Consider the following 25,936-nt stretch of genomic DNA (forward strand, 5'->3'; position numbering starts at 1 on the left):
ACAGAATTTAAAAATTTTTAAACAACTGATTCATAAAGATATGCAGTTCGAAATGTTAAAAGATAAGTCTTCAATCATCAAGGTAATTGGTGTTGGGGGCGGTGGCGGCAACGCAGTGAACCATATGTACCTGTCTGGTATTACTGGTGTGGATTTTATTATTTGTAATACAGATGCCCAGGCTTTGGAATCTAGTCCTATACCTAACAAGGTACAATTAGGTGCTAGTTTAACCGAAGGAATGGGAGCTGGTTCTATTCCTGAGGTTGGTAAAAACTCAGCTATAGAAAATATAGATGATATTAAGGCAATGTTAGGTAGTACAACCAAAATGCTTTTTATTACAGCAGGAATGGGTGGTGGTACCGGAACAGGGGCTTCTCCAATCATTGCGAAAGCAGCTAAAGAACTTGACATTTTAACTGTGGCCATCATTACTACACCATTTTCTTTCGAAGGAAAAAGACGTAAACTGCAGGCTGACGAGGGAATGGAAGAGTTGAAAAAATATGTAGATTCTTACCTGGTGATCTCTAACGATCGCCTGCGCGAAATCTTCGGAAATTTAACTTTGGGTTCTGCCTTCGGCCAGGCAGATGATATTTTAACTACCGCTGCAAAGGGTATCGCAGAAATCATTACAGTTCCAGGTTATATCAACGTGGATTTTAAGGATGTGCGTACCGTAATGAAAGATAGTGGCGTAGCCATTATGGGTAGCTTTGCCGCTGAGGGCGAAGACCGTGCATTACAGGCAGTTGAAGGTGCTTTGGCTTCTCCATTGTTAAAAGATAATGAAATCGAAGGTGCCCGTTATATTTTATTAAATATCAGTTCTGGTTTACGTGAGGTAACCATGGATGAGGTTTCGATTATTACTGACTATATTCAGGAGAAAGCTGGTTTATCAGCAGACTTAATATGGGGTAACTGTACAGACGAATCTTTAAGCGATAAACTTTCAGTAACCATTATTGCAACAGGTTTCCAAACCTCAGAAGAGCGCGTACACGAAGAAAAAAATAAAAAGAAAATATCACTTTTAACACCAGAAGAAGCGCCGCTGGTTCGTCCCGTTGAACCAGTAAACTCTTTCATTCAGCCTAAAACAACGCCATCTTATGAGCCTGTTTTAAAAACGAAGGAAGAAGTTTCGCAGGCAGATCTTTTCGGTGGTATGTTTAATAAACCGGAACCTCAAAAAGTTCAGGAGCCAGAAAATAATGTGGTTCGCCATACTTTAATTGAAGAAGAGCCTCAGGTAGAAGAAGTCAAAGAAACCGGATTTGAATTTGAAGTTAAATTAGCAGAAACCAACTATGTATTCGAAACGCCAGTAGCCCAGTCAGTACCTATGCCACAACCTGAGCCAGAAATCGAAATGCCGGTTGTTGGATTGGATGATGACAAAAGCGACGAATCAATGGAAGAGCAATTGAAAAAATCTAAAGAACGCATTTTACGTTTAAAAGATTTAAGCATGAAATTGCGTACAACCAATGGTTTACAGGAATTGGAAAACGAACCTGCATACAAACGCAAGCAAATGCAGTTGCAACAAGTTCAGCACTCTTCTGAATCACAGGTGAGCAGGTTTACTTTAAGTAACGACCAGGACGGTGGTACAGAAATCAGACCTAACAATTCTTTCCTGCACGATAACGTTGATTAAAATAAACCAAATATAATTACAGAGCCCCGTTGTAAAATCGGGGCTTTTTTGGCATAAAATTGGAGTACTTATAACCTTAATTCGAGCCTGAAAGATCATTAGGTTGATTTTAAGACGAATAAAGCGTAAATTCGCAAAATTTCATTATAAAAAATACATAATACATTGGATATATTTGATAAGATAGCAAAGCACATGGGGCCACTTGGCCAGCACCAGAAATGGTCTCATGGGTATTTCTCATTTCCAAAATTAGAGGGAGAAATTGCACCTCATATGCAATTTCGTGGAAAAGAGCATTTGGTTTGGAGTTTAAATAACTACTTAGGCTTAGCCAATCACCCTGAAGTTAGAAAAGCAGATGAAGAAGCTGCTGCAAAATTCGGCATGGCTTATCCTATGGGGGCCCGCATGATGAGTGGTAACTCAAACTATCACGAACAGCTGGAGCAAGAGCTTGCAGAGTTTGTAGGCAAACCTGATGCATTTTTATTAAACTATGGTTACCAGGGCATGGTATCTATTATCGATACCTTGGTTGATAGGAATGACGTGGTGGTATATGATGCAGAATCACACGCCTGTATTGTAGATGGGTTACGTTTGCACATGGGTAAACGTTTTGTTTACAAGCATAATGATATTGAAAGTGCCCGTAAGCAGTTAGAACGTGCTACAAAACTTGTTGAAGAAACTGGAGGTGGTATTCTTTTAATTACAGAAGGTGTTTTCGGAATGAGTGGCGCTCAGGGCAAATTAAAGGAAATCGTTGATCTTAAAAAAGATTTCAATTTCCGTATCCTGGTTGATGATGCACATGGTTTTGGTACCATGGGTAAAACAGGGGCCGGTACGCATGAAGCACAAGACTGTATTGAAGGAATTGATGTTTACTTTGGAACCTTTGCCAAATCAATGGCAGGTATTGGTGCGTTCGTTGCTTCAACAGAACAAATTACCAACTTCTTAAGGTATAATATGCGTTCTCAGACTTTTGCTAAGGCATTACCTATGCCAATGGTAATTGGTTTATTAAAGCGCTTAGAATTGCTAAAAAGCAAGCCTGAGTTGAAAGATAAACTTTGGGAAATCGCAATGACCCTTCAAAAAGGATTACGCGAACGCGGATTCGATTTAGGTGTTACCGATTCAGTAGTTACTCCGGTTTTCTTAAAGGGTGAACTTTCTGATGCCACTGCAATTACTTACGATTTACGCGAGAACTACAGCATCTTTTGCTCCATCGTAGTTTATCCGGTAATTCCAAAGGGCATGATCGAACTCCGTTTAATTCCTACGGCTGTTCATACGCTTGAAGATGTACAGCGTACTTTAGATGCTTTTAGCGAAGTTGCTGAAAAACTGGAAAACGGATATTATAAAGAAAATCTTTTCGCTACTGTTTAAGATCAGTGAAAATTTTACAAAGCCCTTTAAACATGTTTGAAGGGCTTTTTTGTGTAAATTTATTTCTTAAAAGCCTGTATTTCAGTTAGTTAATCAGTTTTCTTGTTGCGTAGTGTGTTTATAAATCCATAGCATGTGGAAAAAAACGTTTTAGAAAGCTATTTTTTATTATTCTAAAAATTTTTTTATTTCGTTAAACCTTTTAAATTAGATAATTAAAACCAAAAACCTTAAAGAACCATAAGAGCAATTAAAAATGAAAAAATTCGAAGAAGTAAAAAGTTTAGTGACAGCTTTAGAAGCTGATGCAGACAAATTTTATAACAAGGGTAACAGCGCAGCTGGAACACGTATACGTAAAGGCATGCAGGATTTGAAAAACTTAGCCCAGGCCATCCGTTTAGAAGTTCAGGAAACCAAAAATAAAGCTTAAGCAAATAAAATATTATAATGAAAGGCCTCGGGGAAATATTTTCTGAGGTTTTTTTGCATATTTTTTATTTTTAAAAAAAACAGATTGTCTTCATTTACCTTTCAGCAAAATCAAACAATCTGTTCTAAAAAAAATATTAATGTGCGGCTTTAAGCCACCTCGCTCAGTTTTTCTATTTCTGCAATTATTGATTTTTCTAAAGATGCAGATGCTTTAACCAATGGTAGCCTTACGGTATCGCCACAAACACCTAAATGTTTCAATGCAGCTTTTATCCCTGCCGGATTACCTTCTGCAAATGCCAGGCGGGTGAATTCTATTAAGCTTAAATGAGCAGGTAAGGCGGCATTATAATCGCCCGCTAAGCAAAGTTTTACCATATCAGAAAATTGTTTAGGTAAAGCGTTTCCGATTACCGAAATAATACCTGAAGCACCCAAAGCGATCATCGGCAAAGTAACCGGATCATCTCCGGAGATTAAAAGAAAATCTGCAGGTTTATCTCTCATAATCTGGTTAAACTGATCGAAACTTCCTGATGCTTCTTTAGTAGCAACAATGTTTTTAAAATCATGAGCCAGCCTACAGGTTGTTTCTGGACTCATATTGCTTCCAGTACGACCTGGTACGTTATATAAAATTAAATCTAAAGGAGAAATTTCAGCTAAATATTTGTAATGCTGGTAGATTCCTTCCTGAGTAGGTTTGTTATAATAAGGACTAACCGATAAAATTGCGTTATAGCCGGAAGTATCAAAAGATTTAATTTCTTCAGCCGCAGCTAAAGTATTATTGCCACCTATGCCGGCAACCAATGGTAATCTATTATTGTTAATTTCAGCAGTATAGGCCCACACCTTCTTCTTCTCGTCCTTGGTCATTGTAGCAGTTTCGCCGGTTGTACCTAAAGAAACGAGGTAATCGATCCCTCCTTCTACCAAATGATTAATCAGGTTTTTTAAGCCATTATAATCAACTGATCCATCTGTGTTGAAAGGCGTAACTAAGGCTACACCAGTACCCTGAAATTTGTTCATTTTTAATTTATAATTATTGAATTTTGAATGAGAGATTGAATGAATGCTTTGTACATTCTATCATTCACTAATTCAATCACTCTCTCATTTTATTTTATCATTTCTAAAAGTTCGGCATCAGTGATGATCGGGACGTTTAGTTTATTCGCTTTTTCCAGTTTGGATGGACCCATATTGTCGCCCGCTACCAGATAATTCAATTTGCCCGAAATACTACTCAACATCTTCCCTCCATTGGCCTCAATCATATCTTTAAGCTCATCGCGGCTAAAGTTTTCAAAAACGCCCGAAATTACGAATGTTTTTCCAATAAGCCTATCACTGTCAAGCGTTATTACTTTTTCTTCAATTTCAAACTGTAATCCTGCTAATTTTAATAATTCTACCTGCTGTAAATGCTCAGATTTTCCAAAATACTCAACAATACTCTCCGCAATACGCTGCCCGATCTCATCAATGGCGATTAATTCCTCAACATTAGCCTTAACAAGATTGTCGATATTTTTTACACCAGCGGCAGTTTTTCTTGCGACTGTTTCGCCTACATAACGAATGCCCAAGCCAAAAAGCACTTTTTCGAAAGGCATTTCTTTTGATTTTTCAATGCCTGCAAGCATGTTTTCAATGGAACGTTCGCCGAAACGATCGAGGGTTTTAAGTTCATCTGATTTCTGGTACAAGGTGTATAAATCACTAATGTGGTTTACTAAACCCCGTTTGTAAAAGGTTTCGATGGTTTCATCTCCAAGTCCGTCTATATTCATGGCCTTGCGGGAAATAAAATGCTGGATTTTTCCAACAATCTGCGGTGGACAACCTTCATCATTAGGACAGTAGTGTACCGCTTCTCCTTCTCTCCTGATTAATTCTGTCCCACATTCGGGGCAGTTGTGTAAATATTGAACCTTTGTAGCACCAGGCAATCGCTTATCTAAATTTACCTTGATAATTTTTGGGATAATTTCGCCACCTTTTTCAACGTAAACGGTATCACCTTCATGTAAATCTAAACGATCTATTTCGTTTGCGTTATGTAATGTAGCACGTTTAACGGTGGTGCCGGCCAATAAAACAGGTTTCAAATTGGCAACCGGCGTAACTGCTCCGGTTCTGCCCACCTGGTACGTTACTTTTTCTAAAACAGTTTCAACTTCGGCCGCTTTATATTTGTAGGATATGGCCCAGCGTGGAGATTTTGAAGTGAAACCCAATTCTTGTTGTTGGGCATAACTATTTACCTTAATTACAATACCATCAATATCGTAACTTAGTTTAAAACGTTCGTTTTCCCAATGGTGAATAAACTCAAGGACGGCATCGATATTAGAAACCAGGCGGTTATGTTCGCAAACATGAAAACCCCAGTCTTTTACTGCATTTAAACTTTCCCAATGGGTTTTGAATTCATTTTTATCGGTGTATAAGAAATAAATAAAACCATCCAAGGGCCGTTTGGCCACTTCCTTGCTGTCCTGCATTTTTATGGTGCCTGATGCAAAGTTTCTGGGATTTGCGTAAGGGATCTCACCAAGTTCTTCACGGGCAGCATTTAAGCGTAAAAAAGCCGCTTTGTGCATAAAAATCTCACCACGGATTTCGAAATGTTCAGGTGCGGCAGTCGATTTGATTTGATGTGGGATGGTATGAATGGTTTTTACATTGTTGGTTACATCATCACCTTTGGTGCCATCACCACGGGTAACCGCACGTAAAAGTTTACCATTTTCGTAAGTAAGACTGATAGACAGGCCGTCAAATTTTAACTCACATACATATTGGAAATTATCGCCAATTGCTTTACGGATGCGTTCGTCAAAATCGCGGAGATCCTGTTCATTATAGGTATTCCCCAATGATAACATGGGGTATTTATGATTTACCGTAATAAAGTTTTTGGTGATATCCCCACCAACACGCTGTGTAGGCGAATTCGGATCGGCAAAATCAGGATTCGCTTTTTCGAGCTCGGCGAGGTGTTTTAATTTTTTGTCAAATTCATAATCGCCAATAGTAGGCATAGCCAGCACATAATAATTGTAATTGTGCTGGTTTAATTCGGCCACCAGGGCATCCATTTCTTCTTTTACTGCAGTTAGTGACATATGACAAATATAGAAAAAGGAGCAGAGTGATTAATATTTTAGTTGTAAAAGCTGTAAATCTACTTTCTTGCTAAAAATACCCATACGCTCAACAAAAGGGATAATAAAACTACCATTTAGCCAGCTTATAGAGCTGGTATTGGCATAATATGAATTTTTGATGTCATCCTTTGATATCAGATTGATCTTATTTATCGTGCCTGACTCCAGGTTCATTTCAGCATATATAGTAGCAACTGCAGTAAGACCATCTTTTTGGTTGGCTAAGATCCGAAGGGTTTTCTCTGCCTGGTTGAACGAAACCTCTGATCCCTCCCCGGCGATACTACTTGTATAATCACGGGGCAAGAATTGATGATAAAGTGGTTTCATCTGAGCATCATAAGCATTCATCAGCACAGATCCCTCAGATGTAATGGAGCCATGGCTGCTCGTAATGGAGAACCTTGGGGAGATAGTAACGATAAGTGTATTATTGTACTCTGCAATATGTCTGATATTCATGTATTTAATGTCTGAAAAAGTCAGATCATTTAGTTTTTTATTAACCGGTACAAAAGATTTTTGGAGTTCTTTAACATGGGTTTTATCGAAAACTTCCTTTGCTGAGGTATAGGTGCCGTTATTAAAATCAATTCTTGCAATTAATGTAGAACGTTCCTTGTTCGCATTTTTGTAGAATATGCCAATGTAATTTACCAGCGGTTTTTTACTGCTTGTAAAACTTATCGATGATATTTCATCCTGGTTAAAAGCATCCAAAGGAATGCTCACGGTTTTAAGTGGGCTAGGGTTGCTGCTTAAATAAATGGCCACATTACATTTTCCCTTCGAAGCATCTACAGTGCTGATGATAAAACTGCCATCATCTCCACAAGATGCCTTCCAGGTATCTCCATCTGGCATGTCCGGTTCCATTTTTTGTATTTGTTCCAGCTTATCATTAAAATCGATTACGGTATAACTTTGGGATTCGTTAAAGTCTTTATCCATTTTAAGTGCAGTAAAAAAGCCTACTACTGGCAAGCCTATGTGCACCTTACGCTTTAACGCTGTTAGCCTGGTAGCCATCTTAAAATAAGCGCCATCTTCAGAGAAAAAGAATTCGGGTGTCTCCACAAAATCCTTACTTCCATCATAAATTATCTTTTCAGAGATCAATTTGCCTGTTTTTTCGTCTAAAAGAAAGGCTTTGAACTGATTGGAAAAGCTTTTGAAGTATGTGCGGTCTGCGGCAGCGATAACCAGGATGTTATTTTTGAATTTTCCGATCGCCATTGGAAAACCAGAAAGTTCGGTAAGCCACTTTTGACTTAGCTTATCATCAATTGTAACCACGGCGAAGTCAGCTTTAGGTACATCAACAATCATGGCAATGGCGTTACCGGATAAATCTACTTTTGTGCCGTACCTGTTATCGTAAGAGGCCCTGATGTTCCATGTTGGTTTTTTGATAACATTAATCTGCTGTTGAGCGAAGGTATTGAACTGCAAAAAGATGAACAATACGGAGAGAGTTAGTTTAATTTTCATTTAGTTACTTGGTTTTTGCCCAAATATATCAAAATAATCAAACCAGTTTTTTCTCAATTTCTTTAAAAATGTCCATATAGTCTTTTTCCAAAACCGCCTTGAAAATGCTCAACTCAAAAGTGAGTGCCTGAAGTTGTTTTTCACTCAATGTTTCTGGCCATAAACGCATGCAGATCCTGTTAAGGGCATAACTGATGTTTTCTAGTTTTTGATAACTCAACAGGTATTTACTGCTAATGAATTTCGTTAAAAAATCGAAAAATATTTCAGGATTTTTAAGCTTGCAGTGCTCCAGGAAATCGCTTAACGATTCTTTTTTTACGGCATCAAGTTTATCGTAAAAATGGTTCACCTGAACCAGGTTGTGCTCAACCAATAAATGATCTAACAAAAGCTCCAGGCCAATATGGGCAAGAAAAGAAGGACGGACGGCGGTATTTTCGACGATGGGCTTAATGAGCTGTTTAAGTTCGGTGGTTTTCTCGAGGAAGAAGTTGGAGGAATGAAAAAGCAGGTCGACAGCTAAATGTCTTTTCCAACCATGCAGCAGATTTTCTTCATCTGGATTTCCTTTAAACAGGAATTCATTCTTCTGGGGATATAAATTCGCCTCTTTTGCTGCATTTTTAATGAGATCAGGCAAAACCGTTCCCATTACCACATTGGCATCATTATTTGTCCGGTCGAAATAATAATGGGATAAAAAGTTCATCTTGCAAGGTAATGTTTTCTTGTATGGTTGTAAAGGCTGAGTTCAATTATGATAACTCATTTACAAAACCAACTAATTTGCTTTAAACTAAGCTAAAATTTTATCTTTGCACGCACATTATTAAAGTGTTTGTACAATGACGAATTTTGTTGAAGAGTTAAGATGGCGTGGCATGCTGCATGATATTATGCCGAATACTGAGGAAAAGTTAAACGAAGGTATGACTTCCGGTTATATCGGTTTTGACCCGACTGCAGATTCGTTGCACGTTGGTCACCTAACGCAGATCATGACATTGATTCATTTTCAAAATGCCGGTCACAAGCCGTTTGCTTTGGTTGGTGGTGCTACGGGTATGGTAGGCGATCCGTCAGGGAAATCTGATGAACGTAACCTTCAGACACCTGAAATGATTGAGCACAACCTGAAAGGGATGAAAAAGCAATTGGCCAAATTCTTAAAATTTGAGGAAGGTGGAAACGGGGCGGTAATGGTTAACAATGCCGATTGGTTTAAAGATATGAACCTTTTTACCTTTATCAGGGATGTAGGTAAACACATTACCGTGAACTATATGATGGCCAAGGATAGCGTTAAAAGACGTTTAGAGGGTGATTCTGGTTTATCTTTTACCGAGTTCTGCTACCAGTTGATTCAGGGTTACGATTTCTATCATTTATGGAAAAATGAAAACTGTTTGGTACAGATGGGTGGATCAGATCAATGGGGCAATATTGTTACCGGTACCGAACTGATCAGAAGAAAAGACGCTGGCACAGCTTATGCCATTACCACACAATTGATTAAAAAGGCAGATGGAACCAAATTCGGTAAAACCGAGAGTGGTGCAGTTTGGCTCGATCCAGAAAAAACTTCTCCATATAAATTCTACCAGTTTTGGTTAAATGCATCAGATGATGATGTGAAAAAATGGATCCGCATTTTTACATTAAAAAACAAGGAAGAAATAGAAGCCTTAGAAAAGGAACATGATGCCGCACCGCATTTGCGTATCCTTCAAAAAGCTTTAGCTGAAGATATCACCATTAAAACACACTCAAAAGAAGCTTTAGAAACTGCTATTAAAACATCTGAGTTTTTATTTGGTAACGGATCATTGGAGTTTTTAAAAGGCTTATCTGATAAAGAGGTAATGGATATATTTGATGGTATACCACAATATAAAATCTTAATTGAAGAGCTTGGCGCTGGAATTGACGCAGCAAGTTTACTTGCCGAAAAATCAGCTATATTTCCGTCAAAAGGAGAGGCCAAGAAAACCATTCAGGGAGGAGGGGTTTCAGTAAACAAAGAAAAGGTAGCTGAAATGGCTCAGATCTTTACTTCAGATCATTTAATAAACGACAAATTCATCGTCGTACAAAAAGGAAAGAAAAACTACTTCCTTTTAATTGCTGAATAAAATTTACAAGCCCAATGAAAATAAAAGTAAAATATTTATTCATTGGGCTTGAATTTAAAACACAAAAGAAGTTAAAATAAACAACAGGGGTAGGATGAACAATTGTACTCTTTTGATAAAATAAAGCTAGCTAGCTTTTAAAAATTTTTCTTTGACTTTGAGGCTTTCGATTAGTCGGTCGGTCATGAAAGGTGGGCTTTGGTTCCCGATTATTCTTCTCTATCTCAAAACTGTTTATATGATTTAGCTTATTTATCGATTTAATAAAATTGATGGGTATCGATTTAAGTAGGATGATGTTCATCATGATTCTTGCAATTCTGCTATTTTTAAAACCATGTTACTTCGAGCTGAATACAAGTTGACCTCAGCGCGTCAATTCTATTTATGATAACAATCTCTTATGTGAGAGGTTAATTAGATACTAACTAAGTATGTGAAATTTATTAAAACATTTAAAGCATTTATAACGCTTGACCGGTAACCATGGCGTCAGTGTTTTGAATATAAAACTTCTGGGTATTCTGTAGGTCTCAGGATTCTTGCATTTTTTACAGGGTGGGCAGTTTGGAGCCTCAGATAATTCTTTAGGCGATGTCATAATAAAAATAGTTGTTTGGGAAATTAAAGGTACTAAATAAAAAATAAATTTGTATTATTAAATATATAGTTTTATTCTTTTAAGGAGTGTTTGTTAGTTTTAGGATATTACTTGTTCAAATGGGTTTTTGAAATCCTTACCTGCTATATAATCTAAAATTTCATTGTCCTTTAATAAACAGGTATTTAGCGATTTTTTCAGCTCATCGCTATTCATTTCCTGGCCAATAAACACAAGTTCATTTTTACGGTCTCCAAAATCATGATCCCAATCTGTATCAATTTCTGTTCTGTTTTCCTGGTAGTCCTGGTATTGTTCACGTTCATGCTGTTGCATACTTGCCCACCAAACACCTGCCAAATCGATGCGCAAAGAACCACCCGCTTGCGAGAAATTAATGGCCTGTTCATGCATGGCAGCCAAATAGAAAATACCTTTAGAACGGATTATGTTCTGTGGAAATTCTTTATTGATGAAATGCCATAATCTTTCAGGGTGAAAAGGTTTTTTGGAGCGGAATACGGTCGAACTTATCCCATATTCTTCAGTTTCGGGCTGATGGATTTCTTCCAGTTCTTTTTTCCATCCGGCGCCATCTGATGCCGATTCAAAATCGAATAAACCGGTATTTAAGATTAAGGATGGATTTATTTCTCCAAAGAGTGTCTGATAAATTTTAGCTGTAGGGTTAAGTTTTGCAATTAACGCCTTAAGTACTTTAAGGTCGGTATCACTTACCAGGTCAGTTTTGTTCAATAAAATAACATTGGCAAATTCGATCTGGTCAGTAAGTAGGTTTACAATAGTACGTTTATCCGCCAGGTTATCAACCATGTTACGGTCGGCAAGTTTGTCTGCCGAGCCAAAATCTTTATAAAAATTGTAAGCATCAACAACAGTCACCATGGTATCTAACTGGCTAAATCTGCTCAGATCAATACCGGAGGCTTCGTCTATAAAAGAAAATGTTTGTGCAACAGGGATGGGTTCAGAGATCCCGGTGCTTTCAATCAGCAGGTAGTCGAATCGGTTTTCTTTCGCCAGTTTTTCCACCTCAATCATCAGGTCTTCACGCAAGGTACAACAGATGCACCCATTGCTCATCTCAACTAGTTTTTCATCAGTTTTAGATAAACTATGCTGATTTTTGACTGTAGCAGCATCGATGTTTACCTCACTCATGTCGTTTACAATAACCGCCACTTTTAAATCTTGCTTATTCTTTAATATTGCGTTGAGCAGGGTGGTCTTGCCACTGCCTAAAAAACCGCTTAGTACGGTTACCGGTAATTTCTTTATCATTTTAATGCAATTGTGTTGCAAATATATAATTGATTATTTTAAATGCAACTAAATTGCTTTTATGTTTGCATTAAATTTATCTTGTTGGAAAAAGGAATTTACAGCGTCAACCTCCACCCGGCTGGTTTTTCGGCTTCAATACTTTAACCTGTATTGCGCTCGGTCATTTGCAGATATGAATGCGAGCACTTGCCCTAAATTCAGGTTCGTTATGCAGACAGGTCAATGAATGATGGGATAAATTTAGGATGGTTGGTATGGTTTTTATGGTTTTTTTGATATATAAAAGCACTTTTTAAGCTACTTAAACAAACTGGGTATTAATTTAAACAATTGTGCTATCCTTAAAATTGTAGTTGTCTTAGCTTCGAATATTCAATACAGGGTAAAACCATTATCTTTCTTTTCAAACATGATGCTGAAGTAAGTACACTAACACTTACCTAAGAGTGCTTAATGCTGATCTTAAATCTCAGTGGGTACCAAAGGCAGATTGTTCAAAATGAGGAAAACTAAAATTGGTTTTTATTGTAAGGAGCTAACCAAATAAATATGAACCAAACTGAACAAATGCTCATGAAAGCACCTGGCTAAATCCAAATCGATCTCAAACCGATACAGGTGAATTCGTTCAACGGTATCGAATAGTAATCCTAACCAAATAAACCAAAATTTATGACCAAAAACTACTACTACTACAAAGAGGGATTAATCCGCTCTTCGCTACCTCAAACTGTTGAAAAATCTGTTTTGATGTCCCTGATTTACTAGGCCTGGCATACAATTATCCAATTCTATTTCTCTTTAAATGATTTTAAATAATGGAAAAAATAACCAATATGGGTAATAGTGCGCGCTCCAGATATCAGGGAGCAAAGCAGTTATTACTTGTGATGTATTTAATACTGATTACTTCCGCTCTGTTCGTTCATACAGCTGCTGCCCAACAAAGGCGAAAGATAACCGGGACGGTAGTTGATGAACAAAAGCAGTTGTTAATAGGAGTTACTATTACTGTAAAAGGCACTAATTCTAAGGTGCAAACCGGTACGAACGGCGAATTTGCTATAGAGGTACCGACTGACAAGCAGACACTTATCGTTGCGTATATAGGTATGAAAACGCAGGAGGTAAGTGTTGCCGGCAAAAACACGATAAACGTAACAATGAAATATAACTCCGATCAATTGGGAGATGTAGTGATTGTGGGATACGGCGTTCAGAAGAAACAAAGTGTGGTTGGTGCAATTTCCCAGACAACCAGTGAAGTGTTGGAAAGAACAGGTGGTGTATCTAGTTTAGGTGCCGCATTTACTGGAAATTTGCCAGGTGTGATTACCACAGCCAGCACCGGAATGCCGGGAGATGAAGATCCTCAGATTCTTATTCGGGGGCGCAGCACCTGGAATAATGCCAGTCCACTTATTTTAGTAGATGGAGTTGAGCGATCGATAAATAATATAGATATCAGTTCCGTAGCTACAGTATCTGTACTTAAAGATGCCTCAGCCACTGCGGTATTTGGGGTAAAAGGAGCAAACGGCGTAATCTTAATCACCACTAAAAGGGGACGCGAGGGAAAGGCAGAAATTAGGGCAGCTGCTAATACAGTAGTTAAATCTGCATCTAAACTGCCTGGTAAGCTCGATTCGTATGATATGTTCCAGGCACGAAACCGAACAATCGAATATGAATTGGCGCTCGCTCCGAGCGCCTGGAGTTCCTATCTTCCCGAAGCTGTGATGCAGAAATACCGCTCGCCAGCCAATCTTGAAGAAGCCGAGCGTTACCCCAATGTAGATTGGGTAAATACCTTGTTCAGAGATAATGCAATGTCTTATAATGCCAATCTTAACATAAGCGGTGGAACATCATTCGTAAAGTATTTTTCTTCTGTTGATTACCTTGACGAAGGAGATTTGTTTAGAAAGTTTAGTAACGATCGTGGTTATAGCGGAGGCTACAGTTTCAAAAGACTGAATGTAAGAAGCAACTTAGATTTTCAAATAACACCATCAACGACATTCAGAGCAAATATCTCAGGTTCACGAGGTACATCTGAGCGTCCATGGATTAATGTTAACCCTTACAACACCTGGACTGCTGCTTATTCTGCAGCGCCAAATCTTTATCTTCCTATTTATTCTGATGGTACATGGGGATACTACAAACCCAATGAACAACAAAGTTTAAACTCTGTGCGAATTTTATCTACCAGTGGTATGCAAACAACCACAACTTCCCGTATTACCACAGATTTTACCTTAGATCAAAGCTTAAATTCTCTTGTTAAAGGATTGAGTCTGAAAGGAACACTATCTATCGATAATACATTTATTGAAGCTGGCCGCGGAATTGATGACAGTAATAATGGAACACTAAGTAAATATATTGATCCTGAAACAGGAGTGGTAAGTTATTCACAAACTAAGGACGCGGCAACAGAGCTGGAATGGAGAGAAAGTGTAAGGTGGGCAAGCCGCGCTGGTGATGTTAATGATGCCGCAACTTACCGTCGGATGTTTTCTCAAATGCAAATCAATTATGCCCGAACCATCGCTCAAAATCATAATATAACGGCTATGGGGCTTTGGAGCAGAGATAATACCGCTACCGGAAGTATTATTCCTTCTTACCGTGAAGACTGGGTTTTCCGTACTACCTACAATTATGCAGGTAAGTATAGCGTAGAATATAATGGAGCTTATAATGGTTCTGAGCGATTTGCACCTGCCTATCGTTTTGATTTCTTTTCTTCCGGAGGATTTGGATGGATGATCTCTGAAGAAAAATTTATGAAACCGATCAAGTTCATCAATTCATTGAAATTACGCGGATCGTATGGAGCAATTGGTGATGATGGTGGTTCACCCAGGTTTGCCTTCCTGACTAACTGGGCATTTGGAGGCACTACGCCACTGGGTACTACCGGTGAAGCTGCAGAGAATAGTCCTTACAACTGGTATAGGGAAACTTCGGTAGGTAATCCAAACGTACGTTGGGAAAAGGTTGTAAAGAAGAATATTGCGCTTGATTTTGGATTTTTTGGAAACATGATCTCCGGAAGTGTAGATTTCTTCCAGGACGACAGGAGCGATATCCTTACCAGCAATCGTGCTGTTCCAAGTTACTATGGTGCCGTACCACCTACGTTTAACGTAGGGAAAGTGAAATCAAGAGGATTTGAAATAGATCTGCGTTTTAATAAGAAAATCAACAATAACCTTACATTATGGAGCAACATCAATTATACTCATGCCAGGAACAAAGTTATCTATGCTGATGTTGCCGGATTGTTACCGTTATATGCTAAGCCTCTTGAAAAACAGATTGGACAGGCTTATTCTTATGTGAGCGCTGGTTATTACAATACCTGGGATCAGCTTTATGGAAGTACTATGCACAATGCCAACGACCAATTGAAAATCCCTGGAAACTATCACCTGGTAGATTACAATGCTGATGGGGTAATTGATGCAAATGATAACATTCCTTATGGTTATTCTGGCGCTCCTGAAAACACCTACAATGCAACTATAGGTTTTGAATGGAAAGGTTTCAGTGCCTTTGCTCAATTTTATGGTGTAAATAATGTTACCCGCCAGGTTGTATTCGGAACATTTTCAGGAAAGAATACAGTTGCCTATGATGAAGGAAGTTATTGGTCAAAAGACAATACAAATCCTGATGGTCCGATGCCACGTTGGGAAACAACGCCAGCGGGTTTTTACACGGCAGATAGGTACTTCTATGATGCTTCATATCTGCGTTTAAAAAATGCTGAGATTGCTTACACTTTTAGGCAAGACTGGGTTAAAAAAGCAGGAATCTCAAGCATACGTATATTCTTAAACGGGAACAATTTATACGTCTGGACTAAGATGCCGGATGACCGTGAAGCGAACTATCAAAGTGCTGGCGGACAAGGATGGGCTTCGCAGGGTGCTTATCCAACTGTAAAGCGGTATAATCTGGGCGCTAATTTCATCTTCTAACATGATCATTATGAAAAAATATATAAAACACCTATTGTTAATAGGAATGATTTGGGCGGGAACCGGAATGGTATCTTGTAAAAAATATTTAGACAGAGATCCTGAAGCAACTGTGACGGCAGAATCGGCCTTTAAAGACTTTCGTAGTTTTCAGGGTTTTACCGAAGAGCTCTATAGCTGTATTCCGGATTTTACCAACCGGTATTGGACCAACAGTTTCAACTGGGGAGAAGACGAAATCCAGTCTACAGTTCAAAATTTCCATTTGGTTAACAAAATAGATAACGGCGATTTTTGGGGCTGGCAATCTGAGTTTGACGGCTGGAACGCGGGATTTATGGATTATCGTCCTACAAACATTGGGGATGACACTCGTCCTGCAAACACAGGTAACGATCGGATGAGAAAAGGCCTTTGGCCTTTAGCCTGGTATGGAATTCGTAAAGCGAATTTAGGCCTAGAGAACCTAAACCTGATGGTAAACGCAACTGAAGAAGAACGCAACCTGATCAGAGGTCAACTATTGTTCTTTAGAGGTTGGTTCCATTTCCAGCTCATGCAATATTTTGGAGGGCTGCCATACATTGATAAAGTATTGCCAGCAGATGAAGAACTAAGATTGCCAAGGCTAAAGTACCAAGAATGTGCAGCAAAGGCAGCATTGGATTTAAGGGCCGCTGCCGATCTTTTGCCAATCAATTGGGATAATACAACTGCCGGGATCCAAACCCTGGGTAAAAACCAGTTGCGCATCAATAAAATCATGGCATTAGGCTATTTAGGTAAAAACTATCTGTGGGCTGCTAGTCCATTAATGAACTTAGAATCTACCGGTAGCAAAACCTACAATGTAGAACTGAGTAAAAAAGCGGCTGCTGCATTTGCAGAATTATTGAAACTGACAGAAAGCGGAGCGGCTCCTCATAAGTTATTGCCTTTTGCGCAATATAGTAACAATTTTTACACCACCGGTCAAAATTTCTTAATCCCGGGAGGTACTGAAATGATATTTACAGGGCCATACTGGGGAGCACATGGTTCAACCTATGGCACTGCAAAACAATACACACCGGCAATTGTAGGTGCCGATGCACTGGTATTTGCGCCTACGGCAAATTATGTTAATTATTATGGGATGAAAAATGGTTTGCCCATTTCGAATTCTGCCCAAGCTGATCCTAGTGGCTCAGGATATGATCCGCAATTTCCTTGGCGCGATCGCGATCCAAGGTTCTATAATGATATTATATATGATGGAGTTAAAGTGGTACAGGGAACTTTAGCAGCGAACATGGAGCCACATCGATATGCAAACCTCTTCACAAACGGCAGTTATAGAGATGAACGTTCTGGTAGCCGTACAGGATATATGATGTTCAAATTTGTGCCCAGAACTGCCAATAACTTTGATCAGGGCTGGAATTATGGCCTGAATCTGAATATTAAGGTTTCATATATGCGTTTGGCCGATATCTACCTGATGTACGCAGAATCGGTTGCAACAGGGTACGACTCACCAAGTGCAACTGCAGAGGGATTTAGCAAAACTGCCGTAGATGCAATCAACGTGATCAGAGATCGAGCTGGTGTTGGACGTGTTGCCGCACAGTTTTTAGTATCTACAACAGAGTTTATGAAAGAAGTAAGGCGAGAACGCGCTGTTGAACTTGCCTTTGAAGGACATCGGTTTAATGATCTTCGCCGCTGGCATTTGCTCGCCGAATTGCCTTACACCCTAAAAACAGCTGCAGAATTTGATCGTGCTGCCCCTTTAAACACTACAACCGATACCAAATTGAACAAGGTTGTAAACTATCGCGAACGGTTAATATTACAACGCCCATTTAGTGAGAAGCATTATTGGCTGCCACTTAAGCGTGCAGATGTAAATATGTATAAGGAGTTTGCGCAAAATCCCGGATGGTAAGGTAGTTCATGATCACAAATAATTAAAGACAAGAATGATGAAATTTTTAAGAAATGCATTGGCGCTGTGTGTCTTTTTTACACTGTTTGTTGGTGTAATCAAAGGTCAGGACGCCGTTAAGATACCTATAAAAGCTGTTGTTCGCGATATTAATGGAAATCCGGTAAAAGGGGCATCCATAACTATTGAAGGAAGCGATGTGCTCACTATAGCAAATCAGGAAGGTGAATTCTCTTTATCCGTAAATGAGAACAGTACATTTTCAGTAAGTGCTAAAGGCTATAAAACCTCACTGGTAACCGCATTAGCCAACCTGAAGCAAGTAACTTTAACTAAAGAGGATAGGCTGATAAATGTGGGTTTTAAAAACGTCGAGGAAAGTAATCTTCCTGCCGGTGTTTCAAGTGTTAACCTGGCACAGCTCTTTGAGAAAAACTTTACCACTTATGGATTGGACGGGATGGAGGCTTTTGCTCCGGGCTTTAATGGCAACAACCTCTGGGGTATGAACACCTCGTTTATATTGATTGATGGAGTTCCGAGGGATGTGAACAGTATTACACCAAATGAAATTGAGGAGATCACTTTTCTTAAGAGCGCTTCGGCCGTTGCCCTATATGGTAGCCGTGGTGCAAAAGGAGTAATCTTGATCACCACAAAAAGGGGGGCGCCAACTAAGCAAAAAATAAACGTTCGTTCCAATATTGGGTTAAATACGCCAAAAAGATATGCTCAATACCTGGGCTCTTCAGAGTACATGACCTTGTATAATGAGGCTTTATCTAATGATGGTTTGGCGGCAGCTTATACTCCGGAAACTATTTATAATCACTCTGGTGTTAACCCTTATCGTTATCCAAGTGTAGACTATTACTCTTCAGAATACCTCAAAAATAGTTTTTCACGTTATGATGGCGTGGCAGAAATTTCAGGAGGAAATGAACGTGCCCGTTATTACACCAATGTTGGGTTCGCATCTACAGGTTCACTGCTTAATTTCGGTGAAGCAAAAGAAAATAATACGTCAGACCGCTTTAACATCCGTGGAAATGTTGATATGCAGCTCACCAGGGCAATAAAAGCCCGGGTAGATGCAAGTGCTGTGTTTTCTAGCAGTGGCGGCGTAAATACCAACTACTGGAGTAGTGCTGCAACCCTGCGCCCCTATTTATTTACACCCTTAATCCCAATTAATTTATTGGAACAGAGCGACGAGGTGAGTAAAGCGATGATTAAAAACGCTACAATTATTGATGGACAATACATCCTTGGTGGTACGCAATTAGATCAAACCAATCCATTTGCGGCCATTTATGCAGGTGGTAACAATAAATTTGTACAACGCCAATTTCAGTTTACCACAGGCATTGATGCTGATTTGAAAGGAATTTTGAATGGACTTACCTTTAGTACCACTATGGGCGTTGATTACCTGAACAGCTACAATCAGGGTTATCGAAACGGATATGCAACTTACCAACCCAATTGGACAACCTACTCTGGTACAACGCTAATCGGAAGTTTAACGCGCTGGGGGGAAGATACTAAAACCGGAGTTCAGAACATCGCAGATAGTTATTATAGACAAACCATTTCGTTATCTGGTCAATTTAACTACAATACTACGTTCCGTAATAACCATCATATCTCTGCGGTATTGCTGGCTGCAGCATATCGTCAGTCACAATCTGAAATCTACCAGCCAACAACAAATTCTAATTTAGGATTGCAGTTAAATTATGATTTCAGCCGTAAATATTTTGCCGAAATTACCGGAGCTGTCGTACGCTCACCAAAAATGCCACCAGGAAACCGGACTGCACTTTCTCCTGCAGCTTCTATTGGATGGCATCTTAGCGAAGAGCCGTTTTTGAAAAAAGTTTCATTCATTAACGACTTAACACTAACCGCATCAGCAGGTGTTTTAAATACCGATCTCGATTTTGACGAGTATTTTGCCTATGAAAGTATTTATACAGCTACTGGTGATAATTGGTATGGATGGAACGATGGTACAGGCACACGGTCTACCGATTCGCGCCGTGGAGCTAACATGGATTTAACTTTCGCTAAAAGGAAAGAAATCAGCATCGGGATAAAAGGTGGAATGTTCAAAAACCAGCTTAGTTTCGGAGCCAATGTTTTCAGGAATAAAATCACCGGAATTATTGGTCAGATTAATGTGCTTTATCCAAACTATTTCACTACCGGATTTCCGAGTTCTTCTTTTGTTCCTTACACTAATTATAATAGCGATCAACGCACCGGTTTAGATTTCTACTTAAATTTCAACAAACATATTGGAGCTGTCGATTGGACATTAGGCATTTCCGGAACATATTATACGACCAAAGCAACTAAACGTGCCGATATGTTAACTTACGAAAATAGCTATCAATACCGTGCCGGTAAACCGCTTGATGCCATCTGGGGATTAAAAAGCAATGGTTTTTATATGGATGCCAGTGAAGTGGCAGCGGCCGATGGAGTTAGTAATGCAAAACCAGCATTTGGATCGGCTCTGGCTCCTGGTGATATCAAATATATTGATCAGAACGGCGACAAAATTATCGATGATAAGGATCAGGTATATCTTGGTCGTGGTGGATGGTTTGGGGCTCCCTTTACAGCAGGATTGAATTTAACTGCTAAATGGAAAAATCTTACCCTATTTGTTTTGGGTACAGGCCGTTTTGGTGGAAGTGCCATGAAAACCGATAACTATTTTTGGGTTAACGGAAGCGATAAGTATTCGGCAGCGGTGCGTGACAGATGGACGCCTCAAACAAAAAATACGGCAACTTTTCCGCGACTTACCACTTTAAACGGCGATAATAATTTCAGAGCGTCTGATTTCTGGTTGTATAGCACAGATCGGTTTGATTTATCTAAAGTTCAAATCTCCTATACAGTTTCCGATAAATTGTTCAAAAGTAAAGTGTTGAAAGAACTGGGGCTGTATGTGGCGGGATTTAATCTTTTAACAATAGCGAAAGAAAGAGAAATACTAGAGCTGAATTTAGGAGGTACCCCGCAAACAAGGTTATATAACCTGGGCGTAAAGGCAATGTTTTAATTGAATATTAGATTAGAAAAGATGAACAGAATATTAATACGATTTGTAGTTGTCGTTGTGATGCTCTCGGGCTGTAAAAAGTTTACCGACCCCGCTCCACAAAATAACGGAGATTTTGAGAACATCTATACAGAACCCGCACTTGCCCATGGGCTCTTGCTAAATGGTTACACAAGGCTTCCATCAAATGGCTGGTCTTTTAACGATGTAGCTACCGATGATGCGGTAAGTAATGATATCAATAATAATTTTAGAAAAATTGCCACCGGACAATGGTCGGCTGCAGTTAATCCATTAGATCAATGGACCAATGCAAGAGCAGGTATTCAGTACATCAACTTGTTTTTGGCAGAAGCAGATAAGGTACTTTGGGATTCTAAAGACCCTGTGTTGAGTAGGATGTTTAACGACAGGCTAAAAGGCGAAGCCTACGCCTTGAGAGCTTACCTGATGTCGTATATGCTACAGGCACACGCCGGAAAAGTAGGCGGAAATTTATATGGTTTCCCTATTGTACTCGAGCCTGAAACTCCGGCTTCTGATTTTAACAAACCGAGGGCCACATTTGATGCCTGTATGAAACAGATTTATGGCGATTTGGACAAGGCAGAACAATTACTTCCCTTAGATTATGCTGACATCAATAGTACGAGTCAGATCCCGACAAAATATGCAGGAGTTAATGTAGAGACCTATAACCGTGTTTTTGGTAAGTTTTTTAACCAGCGCATGACAGGTCGTATTTCTAAAGCCATTCGTGCCCGGGTAGCACTAATGGGTGCTAGTCCGGCTTTCAGCACAGGTAATTCTACCACATGGGCCGATGCCGCCACCTACGCTGCACAGGTACTTACACTGAATAACTGGTTAGCCAATTTAGATCCTAATGGTGTTACCTGGTATGATAACAAAGCAGAAATTGATGCATTGGCTTCGGGGGCTAGTCCACGGGAAGTGCTTTGGCGTACAAATGTTGGATCGAATAGTGATTTAGAGGCTGCCAATTATCCCCCAACCTTATCAGGGCAGGGGCGCATAAACCCAACTCAAAATCTGGTTAATGCCTTCCCGATGCAAAACGGTTATCCGATTGCCAATACGCCACAGAGCGGATATAACCCTGCCGCTCCATTCACGGGTAGAGACCCGCGTTTAGCAAAGTTTATTGTTTACAACGGAAATACAATCGGGCCGACAAATAAGGTAATTAATACCACAATCGATGTGGCAACCAATGATGATGGACTGAATAGAAAAGAAGTTTCTACACGGACTGGTTATTACATGAAAAAACTGTTGAGGCAGGATGTCAGCCGTACACCAACCGTAAATAACCAGAAGCACTACAGGCCACATATCCGTTATACCGAAATATTCCTGATCTACGCGGAGGCAGCAAATGAGGCATGGGGACCAACGGCAAATGGAGGCAATCCATATTCTGCATACGATGTTATTAAGGCTATTCGTGCCAGGGCTGGCGTAGGAACTGCAAATGGCGATGCGTACCTGGAATCGATTAAAGCAGACAAAGATGCCATGCGAACATTGATTAGGAATGAACGTAGGTTAGAATTGGCTTTTGAAGGGTTTCGTTTCTGGGATCTTCGCAGATGGAATGCAACATTAACCGAACCGGTTAAAGGGGTTAGTATCTCGCAAGGTAGCTATCAGGAAATTAATGTCGAGACAAGAAACTATCAGGAGTATATGAGATTTGGACCAATTCCTTACAGTGAAACGCTAAAGTATAATGCTTTGCAACAAAACACGGGATGGTAATATTCAATCGCTATAAAAAATAACATCATGAAAAATAAAATATATATTTTACTTGCGCTTGTCTTAGCATTTAGCGCTTGCAAAAACGAAGAATGGGCATTTCCAGATAACGACGTACAATCCGTATATTTTGCCTACCAGGGGCCAATTCGGACTATTACCATGGGCGAAGATATTTTTGATACTTCACTTGATAACCAACATAGATTTCAGATTATGGGTACAGTTGGTGGAGTATATTCAAATAAAGAAGATATTACCATTGGAATTAGTGTGGATAACGCGCTAACTCAGGGATTATCTTTTCCATCGCCCTACAGCGGCACTGTAAGGCCAATGCCTGCAAACTATTATACACTTGCAGCTAACAAAATTGTCATCCCAAAAGGAAGTTTGGTCGGAGGAGTAGACGTGCAGCTAACCGATGCTTTTTTCGCAGACCCATTGGCTGTTAATACCACTTACGTAATCCCTTTAACAATGACCAGTGCGGATCAGAACAAAACAATCCTGCCGGAGAAAAAATATACCTTGTATGCCGTAAAGTATATCAATACATGGCAAGGTTTCTATCTTCGGAGAGGAAAGGATGCGATTACCGGAAAAAACGGTAATACCTCACTTAATCAATCCGTAGTTCGCCACATGAAGTATGTGGAGAGTGATGAAATCAACAAATTAAACACACGTTCATTAACTCAGGCAGAGTTTCCTGTTACTTTTAAAGTAGCTGGAGGAGCCAGCATCAGCCGGACCTTACTGCTTACTTTCGATAATGCGGGCAATTGTGCAATTTCAGCTGGCGACGCTAGTTTTACAGCAAGTGGCAGCGGGAAATTTGTTAAACGCGGAGAGAAAAACAGCTGGGGCAACCAGGATCGTGATGCACTTTATCTAAACTATCAGATCGATCTAAATGATAGAACGGTGAATAGCTTAGATACCTTGGTCATGCGCGATCGTGGTGTGAAAGCCGAAACATTTACGCCAGTCAAATAATTAATATTTAATCAAAAAATTGAGAAAATGAAACGATTATACAAAATAGCATTTGGCCTGGCGGGGGTAATGTTGCTTGCTTCCTGCCATAAATATGAAGCACTCGATTTCCAGGTGGCTAAACCGACAAGCTTCGGGACCCAGGAGACGATCGATGCCTATCAGCCATTAAAAACCTATATTGATAGAGCGGCAAATCCTAAATTTAAATTAGGCGCGGGAACAAGCCTGCAATCCTACCTCTCCAAAGGCGTAATCTATAGATTGACCAATAGTAATTTTGATGAAATTACACTGGGTTATGAAATGAAACATGGTGCCGTTGTACAGGCCGACGGAAGCCTGGCCTTAACCAATGTGAAAAACTTACTGGAGACAGCATCTAAAGCAGGTATTACCGTATTCGGACATACGCTGGCCTGGCATGCTAATCAAAATGCTACTTACCTAAAAGGATTGATTGCCCCGGTGGTAACTGCTTCAAGTAGTGGTCCTACCTGGGACCTGGTAATTGGAGCCGATTTTGAAACTGACAACGCCTCAGTTTATCAATCCAATACCAATGCTGTTGCCTCTTTTACCGCAGCTGGTGAAGGCTTTAACGGTACAGGACGTGCTTTGAAAATTAGTAACTCGGCAGTGCGGGCCAACGATTATGAAGCACAATTATTTCTTAAGTTTCCGGCGGTAGCAGTAGGAGAGAAATATGAGCTGAAAATGAATGTACGCTCTGATGTAGCGGCATCTTACCCTACACAGGCTCATACTACACCCGGTGCCTACAAATTCTATGATTTTTTTGGCGCAATTTCTTCAACACCAACCTGGACAACCTATACCAAAGAAATTACCGTTACCACAGACATTGCAGCAAGTGGTGCTTTGGCTTTTAATCTGGGTAAAACCGCAACAAATTTTTATTTTGATAATATCACGCTTAAAAAATACAATGCCCTTGGCGGCACTACAATTGTAGAAAAAACTGCCGAGCAGAAAAAGGCCATTTTAACCACTGCATTAGAGACCTGGATTAAAGGTATAGTTACCACTTCAAAAGATTATGTTAAAGCCTGGGATGTGGTAAATGAGCCGATGGATGATACAAAGCCAACTGAGCTTAAAACTGCTGCGGGTAGAACTTCCATTGCGGCTGATGAATTCTTTTGGCAAGATTACCTGGGTAAGGATTATGCGCTAAAGGCATTTCAATTGGCCAGGCAGTATGGTAACGCAAATGATATCCATTTTATAAATGATTATAATCTCGAATACAGCATCGAAAAATGTAAAGGATTACTTGATTACATAAAATATTTAGAAGGCAAAGGTGCAAAAATTGATGGTATTGGTACGCAAATGCACATTGTAGCTACTTCTGATAAAGCTAAGATTGAAGAAATGTTCAAATTATTGGCCGCAACTGGCAAACTGATCAAAATATCAGAATTGGATATGGGTTTTACGGGAAATGTAAAAACGGCACAGGCAACGGCCGAGCAATATGCCGCTCAATCAGAGATGTATAAATATGTAATCAAGAAATATTTTGAGCTTATTCCGGCCGCTCAGCGATATGGAATTACCATCTGGTCGCCTCAGGATAGTCCAGCCAGCTCAAGTTGGAGAGCAGGGGAACCAATTGGCTTGTGGACAGAAGGTTTTGTACGAAAACCGGCCTATGCCGGCACAGCCGAAGGCCTGAAGAATAAATAAAAAATTACGCTCTTAAAGCCAGAAACTTCGGTTAACGTTGTTTCTGGCTTTTTTATTGAAATTAGGTCATCAATCCTTTACCATAAATTATCACCTCATTTTTCCATACCTTTTAATACTCCTGATTAAAAAAAACAACATAGTAATGCAATCGATTGTTTTTTTAAAAACTAAGTGATATATTCGGTTGGAAATTATTCAGGTATTGCTTTACGTGAGTAT

The 25,936-nt window shown here is 39.6% G+C and carries 15 protein-coding genes; 10 read left to right on the plus strand and 5 right to left on the minus strand.

Translation table 11 applies throughout. The annotated features are described in order from the left end of the window. The first annotated feature begins 40 nt into the window (after nucleotides 1-40). The 3 genes from ftsZ (at nucleotide 41) to ACUN24_RS10365 (ending at nucleotide 3,512) form a co-directional block, all read left to right on the plus strand. Nucleotides 41-1,672 (plus strand): cell division protein FtsZ, encoded by a 1,632-nt coding sequence (gene ftsZ / locus ACUN24_RS10355; RefSeq protein WP_445565133.1) that lies wholly within the window; start codon nucleotides 41-43, stop codon nucleotides 1,670-1,672. A 165-nt stretch (nucleotides 1,673-1,837) separates the two neighbouring features. Further along, entirely contained in the window at nucleotides 1,838-3,079 is a 1,242-nt protein-coding gene (locus tag ACUN24_RS10360; protein WP_086545008.1) for an aminotransferase class I/II-fold pyridoxal phosphate-dependent enzyme, read from the plus strand. 256 nt (nucleotides 3,080-3,335) lie between these two features. Beyond that, a complete protein-coding gene (locus ACUN24_RS10365; protein WP_055915195.1) occupies nucleotides 3,336-3,512 on the plus strand; it encodes a hypothetical protein in 177 nt (58 codons plus the stop codon). Nucleotides 3,513-3,661: 149 nt separating this feature from the next. On the opposite strand, the gene dapA is transcribed toward ACUN24_RS10365, so the two are convergent. The 4 genes from dapA to ACUN24_RS10385 form a co-directional block, all read right to left on the minus strand. Continuing rightward, a complete protein-coding gene (dapA, locus tag ACUN24_RS10370; RefSeq protein ID WP_445562429.1) occupies nucleotides 3,662-4,549 on the minus strand; it encodes a 4-hydroxy-tetrahydrodipicolinate synthase in 888 nt (295 codons plus the stop codon). 89 nt (nucleotides 4,550-4,638) lie between these two features. Next, nucleotides 4,639-6,651 (minus strand): NAD-dependent DNA ligase LigA, encoded by a 2,013-nt coding sequence (gene ligA / locus ACUN24_RS10375; RefSeq protein ID WP_445562430.1) that lies wholly within the window; start codon nucleotides 6,649-6,651, stop codon nucleotides 4,639-4,641. A gap of 30 nt (nucleotides 6,652-6,681) precedes the next feature. Then, the gene (locus ACUN24_RS10380) at nucleotides 6,682-8,184 is read right to left on the minus strand and encodes a hypothetical protein (RefSeq protein ID WP_445562431.1); all 1,503 of its coding nucleotides are present in this window, start codon (nucleotides 8,182-8,184) and stop codon (nucleotides 6,682-6,684) included. A gap of 37 nt (nucleotides 8,185-8,221) precedes the next feature. Then, nucleotides 8,222-8,896, minus strand: coding sequence for an ACP phosphodiesterase (locus ACUN24_RS10385; protein WP_445562432.1), 675 nt, complete (start codon nucleotides 8,894-8,896; stop codon nucleotides 8,222-8,224). A 136-nt stretch (nucleotides 8,897-9,032) separates the two neighbouring features. Between ACUN24_RS10385 and tyrS the strand changes: the two genes are divergently transcribed. Beyond that, on the plus strand, nucleotides 9,033-10,319 hold the full coding sequence (gene tyrS, locus ACUN24_RS10390; protein WP_445562433.1) for a tyrosine--tRNA ligase: 1,287 nt from the start codon (nucleotides 9,033-9,035) through the stop codon (nucleotides 10,317-10,319). Between the two features lie 700 nt (nucleotides 10,320-11,019). Here the strand turns inward: tyrS and ACUN24_RS10395 are convergent. Further along, a complete protein-coding gene (locus ACUN24_RS10395) occupies nucleotides 11,020-12,222 on the minus strand; it encodes a GTP-binding protein (protein ID WP_445562434.1) in 1,203 nt (400 codons plus the stop codon). Between the two features lie 821 nt (nucleotides 12,223-13,043). On the opposite strand from ACUN24_RS10395, the gene ACUN24_RS10400 reads away from it, so the two are divergent. Genes ACUN24_RS10400 through ACUN24_RS10425 form a run of 6 tightly spaced genes read left to right on the plus strand, consistent with a single transcriptional unit; the run spans nucleotide 13,044 to nucleotide 25,714 of the window. Beyond that, nucleotides 13,044-16,217: a SusC/RagA family TonB-linked outer membrane protein gene (locus ACUN24_RS10400; RefSeq protein WP_445562435.1), complete on the plus strand. Its 3,174-nt coding sequence runs from the start codon at nucleotides 13,044-13,046 to the stop codon at nucleotides 16,215-16,217. Nucleotides 16,218-16,227: 10 nt separating this feature from the next. Next, complete coding sequence (locus ACUN24_RS10405) at nucleotides 16,228-18,144, plus strand: RagB/SusD family nutrient uptake outer membrane protein (protein WP_445562436.1); 1,917 nt, start codon at nucleotides 16,228-16,230, stop codon at nucleotides 18,142-18,144. A gap of 34 nt (nucleotides 18,145-18,178) precedes the next feature. Then, a complete protein-coding gene (locus ACUN24_RS10410; RefSeq protein ID WP_445562437.1) occupies nucleotides 18,179-21,220 on the plus strand; it encodes a SusC/RagA family TonB-linked outer membrane protein in 3,042 nt (1,013 codons plus the stop codon). A gap of 21 nt (nucleotides 21,221-21,241) precedes the next feature. Next, nucleotides 21,242-23,002 carry a RagB/SusD family nutrient uptake outer membrane protein gene (locus ACUN24_RS10415; RefSeq protein WP_445562438.1) on the plus strand — a complete coding sequence of 587 codons (1,761 nt, stop codon included), beginning with the start codon at nucleotides 21,242-21,244 and terminating at the stop codon, nucleotides 23,000-23,002. A 27-nt stretch (nucleotides 23,003-23,029) separates the two neighbouring features. Next, the gene (locus tag ACUN24_RS10420; protein WP_445562439.1) at nucleotides 23,030-24,001 is read left to right on the plus strand and encodes a DUF5627 domain-containing protein; all 972 of its coding nucleotides are present in this window, start codon (nucleotides 23,030-23,032) and stop codon (nucleotides 23,999-24,001) included. A 27-nt stretch (nucleotides 24,002-24,028) separates the two neighbouring features. Continuing rightward, nucleotides 24,029-25,714, plus strand: a complete 1,686-nt coding sequence (locus ACUN24_RS10425; RefSeq protein WP_445562440.1) for an endo-1,4-beta-xylanase — start codon at nucleotides 24,029-24,031, stop codon at nucleotides 25,712-25,714. Nucleotides 25,715-25,936: the final 222 nt, after the last annotated feature.

This window comes from Pedobacter sp. WC2501, from assembly GCF_052682415.1.